This window comes from Flavobacterium buctense, from assembly GCF_014486695.1.
GTDB classification, from domain to species: domain Bacteria; phylum Bacteroidota; class Bacteroidia; order Flavobacteriales; family Flavobacteriaceae; genus Flavobacterium; species Flavobacterium buctense.
On sequence record NZ_JACTAB010000003.1, the window covers coordinates 275,377 to 290,222 of the forward strand.

The window sequence follows — 14,846 nt, forward strand, 5'->3', positions numbered from 1 at the left end:
TGGACAAATATAATAGATTGTTAGATTATTAGATACGGCTGCGCTTTTAGATTGTTAGAAATTTGAGTTACTTTTGCCGAAAAGTTATAGTTTTCATTTGACTCCTAACTCCTAATTTAAAACTCATACCTCAAAAGTGAATTACCTTTCAGTAGAAAATATATCGAAGTCCTTTGGCGAAAGAACCTTGTTTGCCAATCTTTCATTCGGCATCAACAAAGACCAAAAAATCGCCTTCATTGCCAAAAACGGTTCGGGAAAAACCCAAATTATGAAAATGATTAATGGCGAAGACGAACCGGACACTGGACAAATCGTGATTCGAAAAGGGTTGAAAATGGCATTTCTTTCTCAGAACAACCAACTTCAGGAAGAACTGACGATTGAGGAAAGTATTTTTGCTTCTGATAATGAAATCCTGCATGTAATTGAACAATACGAAAAAGCCTTGGAAAACCCGGAAGACGAGGAAAAATACCAATTGGCTTTTGACGAAATGGACCGCCATAACGCTTGGGATTTTGAAACACAATTCAAACAAATTCTATCCAAATTAAAACTGGACGATTTAAAACTAAAAGTAAAATCGCTTTCGGGTGGACAAAAGAAACGTTTGTCATTGGCCATTATTTTAATCAATCGTCCTGATTTACTGATATTGGATGAGCCAACGAATCACTTGGATTTAGAGATGATTGAGTGGCTGGAAAGTTATTTTGCCAAAGAAAATATCACGCTGTTTATGGTGACACACGACCGTTTCTTTTTGGAACGCGTTTGTAACGAAATCATCGAACTCGACAACGGAAAGTTATACCAATACAAAGGCAATTATTCTTACTATTTGCAGAAAAAGGAAGAGCGAATTGCCATGGAAAATTCTTCTATCGACAAAGCGCAAAACCTTTTCGTCAAAGAATTGGCCTGGATGCGAAGACAACCGAAAGCAAGAACGACCAAATCAAAATCGCGCCAAGATGACTTTTATGTAATTAAAGAAAAAGCGGAAAGCCGAAGAAAAGAAAATGTAGTTGAGCTCGAAATCAACATGGAACGCATGGGCAGCAAGATTATTGAGCTGTACAAACTGAACAAAAAATTCAAGGAAAAAACCATATTAGATAATTTTACTTATGACTTCCAACGTGGCGAACGCATTGGAATAATTGGTAAAAACGGTACCGGAAAGTCAACTTTCTTAAACATATTGACCAAAACCATGGCACCCGATTCGGGCAAAGTGATTATTGGTGACACGATTAAAATTGGCTATTATACCCAAAGCGGTATCAACCCAAAACCGGGACAAAAAGTAATCGACATCATCAAAGAATACGGCGAATACATTCCGTTGACGAAAGGAAAAATCATTTCGGCTTCGCAATTGTTGGAACGCTTCTTATTTGATGCCAAAAAACAATACGATTTCGTAGAAAAACTAAGCGGTGGTGAATTGAAAAGACTGTATTTGTGTACGGTTTTGATTCAGAATCCGAACTTCCTGATTCTCGATGAGCCTACGAATGACTTGGACATTGTGACGTTGAATGTACTGGAAAGTTTCTTATTGGATTATCCGGGTTGTTTATTAGTGGTTTCTCACGATAGATACTTTATGGATAAGATCGTGGACCATTTGTTCATCTTCAGAGGCGAAGGACAGATTGAAGATTTTCCCGGGAATTATTCCGATTTCAGAGCGTATGAAGATTCGGCTGAGCCCAAAGTTTTATCAAATGTTTCCACCGAAAAGACGAATTGGAAACAAAACAATCCAACGTCTTCAGGACTGAATTTCAACGAACAAAAGGAATTCAGCAAAATCGAACGCGAAATAAAAGACTTAGAATACGAGAAAAAACAAATCGAAAACCAATTCGCCGAAGGCAAAGTAGCCGATGCTGACATCACCAAAAAAGCCAACGAACTGCAAGCCATCATTCAAAAGTTAGAAGAAAAAGAAGAACGCTGGTTTGAGCTTTCAAGCAAAATGGAGTAAATTATTTCACAGAGATTCACAGAGAAAAAATGAGTCTCACAGAGAAAAACTCTGTGTATCTTAACTTAAACTCCGTGAATCTCTGTGTAACAAAAAATAAATGTTACAGCAAATAAAGTCATATTTAAACTTCCTTTGGAACTCCAAAAACGAACACGGAGTGCATTCACCATTTGTCTTTAATTTGGTGACGAAATGTTTTTATGACAAGCAACAATATCCCGAATATTCGATTTTAAAAAAGTACAGAAAATCGCTTTTAGAAAACAAAAACACTATCGAAGTAACTGATTTTGGTGCCGGTTCCAGGGTTTTCAAAAGCAACACCAGAGCGATAAACCAAATTGCTAAAACAGCGGGAATTACTTTGAAACGAGCGGAATTATTGTTCAGAATCACGAAGTATTTTCAACCGGAAAACATCTTGGAAATCGGAACATCATTAGGTTTAGCGACTTCCGCTTTAGCCTTAGGAAATCCGAAAGCTAAAGTTATCACTTTGGAAGGTTGTGAAAATACGCTCAATCAATGTCAATGGCAATTGCAAAAATTCAATATCAATAATGTTGAATGTGTCAATACTGAATTTTCAAGCCATCTAAATAATTATCAATTGTCATTTATCAATTATCAATTAATTTACTTCGACGGCAACCATTCCAAACAAGCTACTTTAAACTATTTCGAATTATTACTTCCGACAATAACTAACGAAACCGTTTGGATTTTCGACGATATTCATTGGAGCAAAGACATGGAAGAAGCTTGGGAAATCATCCAAAACCATCCAAAAGTTACCGTAACAATTGATACTTTTCAATGGGGATTGGTATTCTTTAGAACCGAACAAGAGAAAGAACATTTTGTCATTCGCACCTGAAATTTGTAACAAATCCTTGTTGCAGATTACTTATATTCGTAATTCATAATTCGTAATTCATCATTTCAATGGCAAATCCGTTAATTAATATAAAGGACTTAAAACGCAATTTCCAACTCGGAAGCGAAACCATCTACGTTTTAAAAGGCATCGATTTACAAATCAACAAAGGCGAATATGTTGCCCTAATGGGACCATCAGGTTCCGGAAAATCAACGCTGATGAACCTTTTAGGCTGTTTGGACTCAGCAACCTCAGGAACTTACATATTAAACGGAAATGACGTCAGCCAAATGCACGACGACGATTTAGCCGAAATCCGCAACAAAGAAATCGGATTCGTGTTCCAAACCTTCAATCTTTTACCAAGAACTACTGCACTCGACAATGTAGCTTTGCCCATGATTTACGCCGGTTATTCAAAATCTGAAAGAAATGCGCGCGCCACGGAAGTATTGACCCAAGTAAGTTTGGCCGACAGAATGGACCACCAACCCAACCAACTTTCGGGCGGACAACGCCAGCGTGTGGCGATTGCCAGAGCTTTAGTCAACAAGCCGTCTATCATTTTAGCCGATGAACCAACAGGAAATCTCGACAGTAAAACCTCTGTCGAAATCATGAACCTCTTCAACGACATCCATAAAAACGGCAACACCGTAATTTTGGTAACCCACGAAGAAGACATCGCCAAATATGCCCACAGAATCATCCGATTACGCGACGGCATCATCGAAAGTGACAGTCCAAACGTTGATCATTTGTAAAGTTAGGAGCGAAAGGCTCGGGCTTTATCGGTAATCCATATTCCTGCTGTCCATTCTGCAAGGCGCCATTCCCATCAGGGCTAAAGAGTAATCCATTTGTATCCTTGTCAACAATGCAAAAACTTAGTACCTTAGCGCCTTAGTACCTTAGCACCTTTAAAAATGAAAGTCTACACCAAAACCGGCGACACCGGAACGACCGCACTTTTCGGCGGCACTCGAGTCCCGAAACACCATATCCGTATCGAAAGTTACGGCACCGTTGACGAACTCAACTCACACATCGGATTAATCCGCGACCAAGACATTAATGTTTTATACAAAAATGTTTTGATTGAAGTGCAGGACCGACTCTTTACCGTCGGCGCCATTTTAGCCACACCACCCGAAAAAGAAATATTAAAAAACGGCCAACCTCGATTAAACATCAACCGAATTTCGGAAGAAGATATCGCCTTTTTAGAAAATGAAATTGACAGCATGGATACCGCTTTACCACAAATGACACACTTTGTCTTACCAGGCGGCCATACCACTGTGTCATATTGTCACATTGCGCGCTGTGTCTGCCGTAGAGCCGAACGTTTGGCTACCCATTTACACGAATTAGAACCTACGGATGAGCAAGTAATTAAGTACTTAAACCGACTTTCTGACTACCTTTTTGTCTTGGCACGGAAGTTGTCCTTTGACCTTCAAGCGGAGGAAGTGAAATGGATACCGCGAAAGTAAACAGTCGCAGTGTTCAGTAGCCAGTTTCTGCAAACTGAGACTGAGACTGAGCACTGAAACAGGACGTTCTTAAACTTACTAAAAAATAAATCAAAAAAAACTTGACTTTTTCAGTATAAAATTTATTTTTGCATAAACTAAAATCGACAGAAGATGTATTGGACATTAGAATTGGCATCCTATTTAAGCGATGCGCCTTGGCCAGCTACCAAAGATGAACTTATCGACTATGCTATACGAACAGGTGCTCCACTAGAAGTAGTTGAGAATTTGCAATCCATAGAAGACGAAGGTGAAATCTACGAATCAATGGAAGAGATTTGGCCGGATTATCCAACAGACGAAGATTACCTTTGGAACGAGGATGAATATTAAAAAAATAAACAATCACAACAATGAAAAAAGTCCGTTTAGGGCTTTTTTTTTGTTTAAATTTGCACTCCTTTACAAAGGATTAAAACATAAAATACAAACCCATTATGAGTTTCATTAATAGCATTATCAAAGCTTTTGTAGGCGACAAATCGCAAAAAGACGTCAAAGCAACGCAACCCTATATCACTAAAATAAAAGCTTTAGAACCGGTTTTAGCTGCTTTGTCTAACGACGAACTAAGAGCCAAAACAACCGAGTTCAAAGAAAAAATAAAACAAGCTCGCGCCAAACAAGACGCCGAGATTGAAGCCAAAAAAATAGAGGCCGAAAATACCGTTGACATCGACCAAAGAGAAGATATCTACATCGCCATCGACGCTCTGGAAAAAGAAGCTTACGAAATCACTGAAAAAGTTTTGAGCGAAATCCTTCCTGATGCTTTCGCAGTAATCAAAGAAACCGCACGTCGTTTTAAAGAAAATACTTCGGTTACCGTTTCGGCTACGCCAAAAGACAGAGAGCTTTCTGCCACAAAATCCTATATCACTTTAGACGGTGACAAAGCCATCTGGGCGAATTCCTGGAATGCTGCCGGAAAAGAAATCACTTGGGATATGGTACACTACGACGTTCAGTTAATTGGTGGTATCGTATTACATGAAGGTAAAATTGCCGAGATGCAAACCGGGGAAGGAAAAACATTAGTGGCGACGCTTCCACTCTACTTAAACGCTTTGACCGGAAACGGTGTTCACTTAGTAACCGTGAATGACTATTTGGCCAAACGTGACAGTACTTGGAAAGCACCATTATTCGAATTCCACGGCTTGACTGTAGATTGTATTGATAATCACTCACCCAACTCAGATGCTCGTAGAAAAGCTTACGAAGCCGACATCACTTACGGAACCAATAACGAATTTGGTTTCGACTACTTGCGTGATAACATGGCGCATTCTCCCGAAGATTTGGTACAAAGAAAACACAACTACGCGATTGTTGACGAGGTGGATTCGGTATTGATTGATGATGCGAGAACGCCATTGATTATTTCCGGTCCGGTTCCCGATGGTGACCGTCACGAGTTCAACGAATTGAAACCAAAAATTGAAAACTTATACAATTTACAACGTCAATTGGCCAACGGATTTTTAACAGAAGCCAAACGTTTAATCAAAGAAGGAAACACGAAAGAAGGTGGTTTCCAATTGTTGAGAGCTTACCGTTCATTACCTAAAAACAAAGCGTTAATCAAGTTTTTGAGTGAAGAAGGTATAAAAGCGCTTTTACAAAAAACTGAAAACGAATACATGTCAGACAACAACCGCAGAATGCCGGAAGTAGACGAAGCCATGTATTTTGTAATCGAAGAAAAAAACAACCAAGTAGAATTGACCGATAACGGAATCAAATTCTTATCCAAAGATACTTCAGAAGATTTCTTCGTATTACCGGATATCGGAACTGAAATTGCCAATATCGAAAAACAAAACTTGGAAAAAGACCAAGAAGCGGAAGCCAAAGAGAAATTATTCCAAGACTTCGGGGTAAAATCAGAAAGAATTCACACGCTGACGCAATTGTTGAAAGCCTACACTTTGTTCGAAAAAGATACCGAATACGTTATCATGGATAACAAAATCCTTATCGTTGACGAACAAACCGGTCGTATAATGGATGGTCGCCGTTATTCCGACGGATTACACCAAGCCATCGAAGCCAAAGAAAATGTAACTATTGAAGCCGCAACACAAACCTTTGCTACGATTACACTACAGAATTATTTCCGTATGTACAGTAAACTGGCCGGTATGACCGGAACAGCCGTTACCGAAGCCGGTGAGTTATGGCAGATTTATAAATTAGACGTAGTTGAAATTCCAACCAACAGAGGAATGGCACGTCAAGACAAAGAAGATTTGATTTACCGTTCGGTGCGTGAGAAATTCAACGCGGTGATTGAAGATGTTACTGAGTTGTCAAAAGCCGGTCGTCCGGTATTGATTGGAACCACTTCGGTAGAGATTTCAGAATTATTGAGCCGTATGTTGAAAATGCGCGGTGTTGAACACAACGTATTAAATGCTAAAATGCACAAAAAAGAAGCCGATATCGTTGCCGAAGCCGGAAAACCGGGCGTAGTAACTATCGCAACTAATATGGCCGGTCGTGGAACCGATATTAAACTGACACCTGAAGTAAAAGCTGCCGGAGGTTTAGCCATCATTGGTACGGAACGTCACGATTCGCGTCGTGTTGACCGTCAGTTGCGTGGTCGTGCCGGTCGTCAAGGTGATCCGGGAAGTTCACAGTTTTATGTGTCTTTGGAAGACAACTTGATGCGTTTATTCGGTTCCGACAGAGTAGCTAAAATCATGGACAGAATGGGATTGAAAGAAGGTGAAGTAATCCAACATTCTATGATGACCAAATCCATTGAACGCGCTCAGAAAAAAGTCGAAGAAAACAACTTTGGTACTCGTAAGCGTTTGTTAGAATATGATGACGTCATGAATGCCCAACGTGAAGTAGTTTACAAACGTCGTCGTCATGCTTTGCACGGAGAGCGTTTGAAACTGGATATCGCCAATATGATGTATGACACTTGCGAATTAATCGTAAGCGAAAACAAAGGCAGAAATGATTTCAAAAACTTCGAATTTGAACTGATTCGTTATTTCTCTATTACGTCGCCAATTTCGGCTAACGAATTTGAGAAACTATCTGAAATGGAGATTACGGGTAAAGTTTATAAAGTCGCTTTAGCCTATTACAATGAAAAAACAGAAAGAAGTGCTCGCGAAGCATTCCCGATTGTAGCGGATGTTTACCAAAAAGAAGGCAATAAATTTGAGCGCATCGTTGTACCATTTTCAGACGGAATAAAAACGTTGAATGTGGTAACCGACTTGAAAAAAGCCTTTGAATCTAATGGTGCGCAATTGGTAGCCGATTTCGAGAAAAATATCACTTTGGCCATTGTGGATGAAGCTTGGAAAAAGCACTTACGTAAAATGGACGAGTTAAAACAATCCGTACAATTAGCGGTTCACGAACAAAAAGATCCGTTGCTGATTTACAAATTGGAAGCGTTCAAATTGTTTAGCTCGATGTTAGATGGTGTGAATAAAGAAGTGATTTCGTTCTTGTTCAAAGGCGATTTACCTCAGCAAAACCAGAACATTCAGGAAGCGCGTCAAGTACGAGAAAAACAGAATTATACCGAAAGCAAAGACGAAATTCAAAGCAGCGAAAGCAGCAATCGTGAAGCCAGTCAAGCTGCGCAACAACGTCCGCAAGTAACGGAAACCATCGTAAGAGAAACTCCGAAAATCAACCGCAACGACACCGTGACTATCAAACACGTGATGAGTGGTAAAACGGAAACTACCAAATACAAAAAAGCCGAAGGCATGTTGGCTTCAGGCGAATGGGTTTTGGTGAATGAATAGTTAACAGTCGCAGTCTCAGTTAGCAGATTGTAATAATATAACAATCCTCAACGGTTCATACTGTTGGGGATTTTTTTATATTTGACTAAAGATAAAGCCAATATGAAACTAAATCGTCTCGCATTACTGTTTTTCTTCATCACTTTTAACAGCTTTTCGCAAAGTACCGAAACGTTGAAAGTATCAGCACAAAAACTCTATGAAGCTAACTTTTTAATGGATTTTGAAGCCATTGTCAAATTGTCTTATCCGTCAATGGTATCCAGTATTGGCAAGGAAGTTATGCTCGAAAAAACCGAACTGCATTACGAAAATGAAACATACCGTTTGCGGTACCAATTGCAGAGTGTTCCGCTTCAATATGGTCAAATAAAACAAATCAACGGCAAATCGTTTTGTGTTATCAGCATTCGTATCCCTAAGCGTTACTTTTTTGAAACCAAATTAACTTCGGAACAAGCCGCAGAGAAGAAAGTCTGGTTGCAGGAAGTCAATAGTACTAAAGACGTTACTTTTGAACCCAACAGAAACAGTTTTAATGTCAAAAAAATGACGACTTATGTGGCCGTTTGGGATGAAACTACCAATGGAGAATGGAAATTTTTCAATTTTGATAATCCCGAACAATTGACCGCTTTTCAATCGATTTTTGATGAAAATGTAAAAACGGCTTTGGGATTAAATAAATAGTTTTACCTTTACTTATATCAATTGATACCAAACTAAAAACTACATAACCATGGCAAAAGGAAAAGACGTTCAGAAAGCGGCTAAAAAAGAACCTCTGAAGACCGCAAAGGAAAAAAAAGAGGAGAAAAGAGTAAAAAAACAAACTCCAAAAAGAGATTAGTTTTTAAACCACAAAGAGCACAAAGTTTCAATAACCTTGTGCTCTTTGTGTATTCTTATTGACCTTAGTGGTCAAAAACTTAAACTTCATCCGGAAAAATCTTCCCGGGATTCAATATATTATTCGGATCAAAAACGCGCTTGATGCTTTCCATTAGTTCCAAATGTGTTCTGCTAAAAGCAATATCCATAAAGTTCTTCTGAACAAACCCGATACCGTGTTCACCGGATAAAGTGCCTTTTAAGGAAACCGTCAATTCAAATATCTCTCGAATTCCAAGTGGTACTTGTGTTTGCCAATTGTCATCCGTCATATCACCTTTGATGATGTTCACGTGTAAATTGCCATCACCGGCATGGCCATAACAAACCGATTTAAAACCATACTTCTCGCCTATTTTTTTTATTCCTGATAAAAGCTCAGGCAACATGAATCTAGGCACAACTGTATCTTCTTCTTTGTAAACTGAATTGGCTTTCACCGCTTCCGCCACGGAACGACGCATTTTCCACAAAGCATTTTTCTCATCTTCGGTATCCGCAAATAAAACTTCATCGATTTCAAATTGTTCTACTACTGATAAAATCTTCTCGGCTTCCAGCATCAAAATCTCCGGATAATTCCCATCCACTTCAATCAATAAATGCGCTTGAACTTGTTCATTGACATTGACATTGATGTTGTCATTGTATTTCAGTGTCCAGTCAATGGCATCGCGTTCCATAAACTCTAAAGCGCTTGGTACAATTCCGGCGCGGAAAATCGCTGAAACGGCTTCACAAGCTTCGTTGGCTTTGTAAAACGGCACCAACATTAAAACGTTGTGATTGTTTTTAGGTAAAAGTTTTAAAACGGCTTTGGTAATTACGCCAAGTGTTCCTTCACTTCCAACCATTAATTGGGTCAAATTATAACCGGTAGAATTTTTTAGGGTATTGGCTCCGGTCCAAATGATGGCACCATTGGGCAAAACCACTTCTAAATTGAGCACATAATCTTTCGTCACGCCATATTTCACAGCTCGTGCACCACCTGAATTTTCGGCGATATTGCCACCAATCCAACAACTACCCATACTACTTGGGTCAACCGGATAGAACAACCCTTTTTCAGAAACCGCTTCGCGTAAAATTTGGGTAATTACAGCCGGTTCAACCGTTACTTGTAGGTTTTGCTCATCGATGTCAATGATTTTATCCAAACGTTCCATGGACAATCCGATGCCATGGTAAATGCTTAAAGCGCCACCGCTTAAACCGGTTCGTGCCCCAATTGGCGTAGTTGGAATTTTATAATCGTTGGCCACTTTTAAAATAGCGGAAATCTCTTGTGCATTCGCTGGTTTCACAACAACACTTGGCGGAAAAACATAGTCTTCCGTTTCGTCGTGACCGTAATGGTTTCGGGTTTCTTGGTCGGTGTAAATATAGTTTTCGCCAACAATCATGGTGAGTTTTTGAATTATTTCGGGATGGAGTGACATGGTGTAAAAATTGAGAAGTAAATGTAGCGATTCCAAAAGAAAAAGACAAATCCAATTTAGCCCTGATGGGAATGGCGCCTTGCAGAATGGACAGCAGGAATAAGGTTTCCAAAAATGCCCGAACCCTTCGCTCCTATTTCTTCTTCAAATTCGGAAGGAAATAACAAATAATCCCAATCAATGGCAGGAAAGAACACACGTGGTACACATATTGAATTGAAGTATAATCGGCCAAAGTGCCCAGCAAAGCCGAACCTAAAGCGCCCATTCCGAAAGCAAATCCGTAGAACAAACCGGAAATCATGCCGAGTTTTCTAGGCAATAATTCTTGGGCATAAACCAAAATCGCCGGGAAAGCCGAAGAAATGATAATTCCGATGATGATCATCAACACATCGGTCCAAAACAAGTTGACATAAGGCAACAGTAATGCAAATGGCGTTGCCCCAAAAACCGACAACCATATCACGTATTTTCTTCCAATTTTATCGCCTAAAGGTCCGCCAAGAATGGTTCCGGCCGCATAAGCAAACAAGTAAATAAACATATGAAATTGCGCTTCTTTGATGGAAAGATGGAACTTATCCATTACATAAAACGTGTAATAAGTTGACAAACTCGCTGAGTAGAAAAACTTGGAGAAAATGACAATTAAAAGTATCGCAATCGCCCATTTTACTTTGCTTTTTGACAAGCGTTGGAAATCGGCAAAGACTACTTTTTTGGGTTGGCGATTGATCAAATGGTCTCGGTACCAAAAGGCAATTTTACTGATAATACCCAATCCGATAGTCGCCGCAATGATAAACCAAAGAATATACACTTGAGAATGCGGGACAACAATTAAGGCCACTAATAAAGGTCCGAGTGCTGTTCCGAAATTCCCGCCAACTTGGAAAATAGATTGCGCCAAACCTCTTCTGCCACCGGCTGCCAAATTGGAAATTCGTGCCGATTCAGGATGAAAAATAGACGAACCGGTTCCGATGAGCATAACCGATAGCAATATCCAATAGAAATTATTGGCAAACGAAATGGAGATGATTCCCGCCAAGGAAAACAACATGCCGTAAATCTGCGAAAAAGGTTTCGGATGTTTGTCGGTATAATAACCCACAAAAGGCTGGAATATAGAAGCGGTTAACTGAAAAGCAAACGTAATCAGACCGATTTGTGAAAAGGATAAATTATAATTTTGTTTTAAAATGGGATAAACCGAGGGAATAATCGCTTGGATTAAATCGTTGAGCAAATGCGCAAAACTGATTGAAAAAAGAATTGAGTAGACCGTTTTTTGGGCTAAGTCTTTATTTTTTTTGCTGCTAGAAAGTGTAGTTTCTATTTCCATTCTCCTTTTTTAACGCCACAAAAGTACTATATATAACAGTCATTAAAATAACATTTAGTAATTTTAGCAAATCATTAAGAGATTATTGGACTAACCTTACTGCGATTTGGAAAAGAATTCGAAAAAATCGGCACTACACGAAAAAGACGGTATTCCGCAACCGGAAAGCTTTAGCCAATCTGCTTTGGAAAAAGTAGTTCGCAGTCGCAAAATCCAACCCGGTTCGGAAGAACTGGTAAACGGAATTTTGGCAGGCGATATTGCTGCGCTGAGTCGAGCGATTACTTTGGTAGAAAGCACCAATGTTACCCATTTGGCGAAAGCCAATGAAATCATTAATGCCTGTTTACCTCATGCCAATAAATCAGTCCGAATCGGAATTACAGGCGTTCCCGGTGTTGGAAAAAGTACGTTTATCGAGGCTTTTGGAAAACACCTAACATCTTTAGGCAAAAAAGTCGCGGTCTTAGCCGTTGACCCGAGTAGTACGATTTCTCACGGGAGTATTTTGGGCGACAAAACCCGCATGGAAGAATTGGTCAAAGACAAAAATGCTTATATACGACCAAGTGCTTCAGGAGAAACCCTTGGAGGTGTAGCTCGAAAAACACGTGAAACGATTATCCTTTGCGAAGCCGCCGGTTTTGACACGATTGTGATTGAAACGGTTGGCGTTGGTCAAAGCGAAACTGCGGTTCACAGTATGGTTGATTTCTTTTTACTGCTGAAAATTTCCGGTGCGGGCGATGAATTACAAGGTATCAAACGCGGGATTATGGAAATGGCCGATGCCATTGTCATTAACAAAGCCGATGGTGATAACATCAACAAAGCCAAATTGGCGAAAACCGAATTCAATCGAGCATTGCATTTATTTCCGGCTAAAAGTTCGGGTTGGATTCCGACGGTTTCCACTTGCAGTGCTTATGAAAAAACCGGAATTGATGCCGTTTGGCAAACGATTTCCGACTATTTGGAATTGGTAAAAACCAATCATTACTTTGAAGAAAAACGCAAAGACCAAAACCAATATTGGATGATGGAAACCATTAACGAGCAGTTAAAAAACAACTTCTACCATCACCCGGAAATCATTGCTTTATTGGAACAAAACAAAAAAGCCGTGCAAAATGATGAATTATCACCTTTTGCAGCGGCTATGATTTTATTGGAGAAGTATTTTAAATAGTATCTTTTTTAGTCGCAGTCGCAGTCGCAGTTTTCTACTGAACAATGCCAACTGAACACTAAAAACTACTCCTCGTAACCTTCCATTTCTTTGTCGTAAAACTCTCCGGCGAGTGTAATTAAATGCTCCATTTCAGCTTCTAATTCGGTTTCGTCTTCGCCTTCTAAATCTTCCATAAATTCTACTTCATCGTCTTTTAAATTGATGATAAAGCGAGGAAAATCAAGGTGAATGACAAAAATATCATCCGGGTAATCTGAGTTATCTGCTAGTACGAATTTTGGTAATTCCATTTTTTGAGTTATAAATTATGAGTTATGAATTTTGTCTCAACAACTTCTTGGTTAAATAGTGAAAACGAAGATACAAAAATATTGCGGCCGCTGTTAATCCGGCCAATAATCCAATCCAAACACCTACCGCGCCTAAATCGGTTTTGAGTCCCAAATAATAAGAGATTGGAAAACCAACAACCCAATAAGCCACAAAAGTAATATACATTGGAATCTTAACATCTTGCAAACCACGCAAAGCGCCAAGCACTACGACTTGTATCCCGTCAGAAATTTGGAAAACGGCTGCCACTAAAAGCAATTTTCCGGCAATCGAAATCACTTCGGCGTTGTCTAACAATTGTATTTTATTGTCCATATTGAGGAACAAATAAGGCAGAATTTGGTGCAAAGCCACAAACATCACTGCGAAGAGAATCTCGATAATAATCGCCAATAAAAAGATAGACCGCGCTACGACAATTAACTGCTTGTAATCGTTCAATCCTTTTTGGTTGCTGATTCTAATCATTGAAACCACACTCAATCCCATAGCAAACATAAACGTCATCGAAGCCAAACTCAGCGCAATCTGATTCGCGGCCTGACTGGTTTTACCAATATTCCCGCAAAGCCAAATCGCTGCCGTAAACAAAACAACTTCAAACAACATTTGCATAGCAGAAGGCAGTCCTAAATTAATTATCTTTTTTAGGGTTGATTTCTTGATTTCATCAAAACTAAAATCTTGAAAATAAGGTTTCAATTTTTCTTTTCGGGATAAAATAACGTGCATAAAAGTCACCATTGCAATTCTGGAAATCACCGTTCCCAATGCCGCGCCGATAATTCCCATTTTTGGAAAAAACCAAATCCCGTAAATCAAAAGGTAATTGATAATCACATGCAAAACATTCGCCATAATAATGGCATACATCGAGATTTTGGTCATCGATAAACCATCGGCAAACTGTTTGTAACCTTGGTAAATAATCAGCGGAACCAATGAAAAAGCAACCCAATCCACGAAAGGTTTGGCTAAAGCAATGACTTCTTTAGGTTGGTGCAACATTTCCATTATTGGCTTGGCCAAAACCACCAAAAAGAACAACATAAAGCCTAAAATGACACACAAAAACAAACCGTTGTGAAAAGCCAAACGGATTTTTCCAACGTTTTTTTCAGCATCTGCTTCGGCAACTATTGGCGTAATTGCAGTAGAAAACCCTATGCCGAGTGACATCGCCACAAAAATCAAACTGTTACCCAAAGAAACAGCGGCCAATTCGGTACTACCCAATTTACCTACCATGATATTATCGACTATACCAATCAAGGTATGACCGAGCATTCCCAAAATTACGGGATAAGCCAATTGTAAATTGTATCGGAATTCTTTGGTGTATTGTGCTAAATTCACTTTGCAAAAATTTGACTGCAAAAGTACTTAGGTTAACTGAAATAAAGCAACAAACTTTTATTTAATAATGATAACTGTG

Annotated in this window: 12 protein-coding genes; 8 read left to right on the forward strand and 4 right to left on the reverse strand. The window is 39.3% G+C overall.

Features of this window, described 5'->3' with window-relative positions; translation table 11 throughout:
- Positions 1–136 precede the first annotated feature (136 nt).
- The 7 genes from ICG50_RS07065 (at position 137) to ICG50_RS07095 (ending at position 8,895) form a co-directional block, all read left to right on the forward strand.
- Complete coding sequence (locus ICG50_RS07065) at positions 137–1,999, forward strand: ATP-binding cassette domain-containing protein (RefSeq protein ID WP_187660204.1); 1,863 nt, start codon at positions 137–139, stop codon at positions 1,997–1,999.
- Positions 2,000–2,099: 100 nt separating this feature from the next.
- Complete coding sequence (locus ICG50_RS07070; protein WP_187660205.1) at positions 2,100–2,879, forward strand: O-methyltransferase; 780 nt, start codon at positions 2,100–2,102, stop codon at positions 2,877–2,879.
- A gap of 68 nt (positions 2,880–2,947) precedes the next feature.
- Positions 2,948–3,646 (forward strand): ABC transporter ATP-binding protein, encoded by a 699-nt coding sequence (locus ICG50_RS07075; RefSeq protein ID WP_187660206.1) that lies wholly within the window; start codon positions 2,948–2,950, stop codon positions 3,644–3,646.
- A 162-nt stretch (positions 3,647–3,808) separates the two neighbouring features.
- Positions 3,809–4,378 (forward strand): cob(I)yrinic acid a,c-diamide adenosyltransferase, encoded by a 570-nt coding sequence (locus ICG50_RS07080; RefSeq protein WP_187660207.1) that lies wholly within the window; start codon positions 3,809–3,811, stop codon positions 4,376–4,378.
- A 153-nt stretch (positions 4,379–4,531) separates the two neighbouring features.
- Positions 4,532–4,753: a DUF2795 domain-containing protein gene (locus ICG50_RS07085; protein WP_002986941.1), complete on the forward strand. Its 222-nt coding sequence runs from the start codon at positions 4,532–4,534 to the stop codon at positions 4,751–4,753.
- 104 nt (positions 4,754–4,857) lie between these two features.
- Complete coding sequence (gene secA / locus ICG50_RS07090) at positions 4,858–8,205, forward strand: preprotein translocase subunit SecA (protein WP_187660208.1); 3,348 nt, start codon at positions 4,858–4,860, stop codon at positions 8,203–8,205.
- 102 nt (positions 8,206–8,307) lie between these two features.
- Entirely contained in the window at positions 8,308–8,895 is a 588-nt protein-coding gene (locus ICG50_RS07095) for a hypothetical protein (protein WP_187660209.1), read from the forward strand.
- A gap of 239 nt (positions 8,896–9,134) precedes the next feature.
- Here the strand turns inward: ICG50_RS07095 and ICG50_RS07100 are convergent, their stop codons facing one another.
- Complete coding sequence (locus ICG50_RS07100) at positions 9,135–10,538, reverse strand: FAD-binding oxidoreductase (protein ID WP_187660210.1); 1,404 nt, start codon at positions 10,536–10,538, stop codon at positions 9,135–9,137.
- 133 nt (positions 10,539–10,671) lie between these two features.
- Entirely contained in the window at positions 10,672–11,886 is a 1,215-nt protein-coding gene (locus tag ICG50_RS07105; RefSeq protein WP_187660211.1) for an MFS transporter, read from the reverse strand.
- A 106-nt stretch (positions 11,887–11,992) separates the two neighbouring features.
- On the opposite strand from ICG50_RS07105, the gene meaB reads away from it, so the two are divergent.
- Positions 11,993–13,075 carry a methylmalonyl Co-A mutase-associated GTPase MeaB gene (meaB, locus tag ICG50_RS07110; protein WP_187660212.1) on the forward strand — a complete coding sequence of 361 codons (1,083 nt, stop codon included), beginning with the start codon at positions 11,993–11,995 and terminating at the stop codon, positions 13,073–13,075.
- A 65-nt stretch (positions 13,076–13,140) separates the two neighbouring features.
- Here the strand turns inward: meaB and ICG50_RS07115 are convergent, their stop codons facing one another.
- Together ICG50_RS07115 and ICG50_RS07120 are read right to left on the reverse strand one after the other, a co-directional pair.
- On the reverse strand, positions 13,141–13,368 hold the full coding sequence (locus tag ICG50_RS07115) for a hypothetical protein (RefSeq protein ID WP_187660213.1): 228 nt from the start codon (positions 13,366–13,368) through the stop codon (positions 13,141–13,143).
- 22 nt (positions 13,369–13,390) lie between these two features.
- Positions 13,391–14,767, reverse strand: coding sequence for an MATE family efflux transporter (locus ICG50_RS07120; RefSeq protein WP_187660214.1), 1,377 nt, complete (start codon positions 14,765–14,767; stop codon positions 13,391–13,393).
- Between the last annotated feature and the right edge of the window lie 79 nt (positions 14,768–14,846).

What these genes read in the sequence shown, in the direction of transcription:
- ICG50_RS07100 (WP_187660210.1), bottom strand. Translation starts at nt 10,538, where the DNA reads ATGTCACTCCATCCCGAAATAATTCAAAAACTCACCATGATTGTTGGC.
- ICG50_RS07115 (WP_187660213.1), bottom strand. Translation starts at nt 13,368, where the DNA reads ATGGAATTACCAAAATTCGTACTAGCAGATAACTCAGATTACCCGGAT.
- secA (WP_187660208.1), top strand. Translation starts at nt 4,858, where the DNA reads ATGAGTTTCATTAATAGCATTATCAAAGCTTTTGTAGGCGACAAATCG.
- ICG50_RS07075 (WP_187660206.1), top strand. Translation starts at nt 2,948, where the DNA reads ATGGCAAATCCGTTAATTAATATAAAGGACTTAAAACGCAATTTCCAA.
- ICG50_RS07105 (WP_187660211.1), bottom strand. Translation starts at nt 11,886, where the DNA reads ATGGAAATAGAAACTACACTTTCTAGCAGCAAAAAAAATAAAGACTTA.
- ICG50_RS07085 (WP_002986941.1), top strand. Translation starts at nt 4,532, where the DNA reads ATGTATTGGACATTAGAATTGGCATCCTATTTAAGCGATGCGCCTTGG.
- ICG50_RS07070 (WP_187660205.1), top strand. Translation starts at nt 2,100, where the DNA reads ATGTTACAGCAAATAAAGTCATATTTAAACTTCCTTTGGAACTCCAAA.
- ICG50_RS07080 (WP_187660207.1), top strand. Translation starts at nt 3,809, where the DNA reads ATGAAAGTCTACACCAAAACCGGCGACACCGGAACGACCGCACTTTTC.
- ICG50_RS07095 (WP_187660209.1), top strand. Translation starts at nt 8,308, where the DNA reads ATGAAACTAAATCGTCTCGCATTACTGTTTTTCTTCATCACTTTTAAC.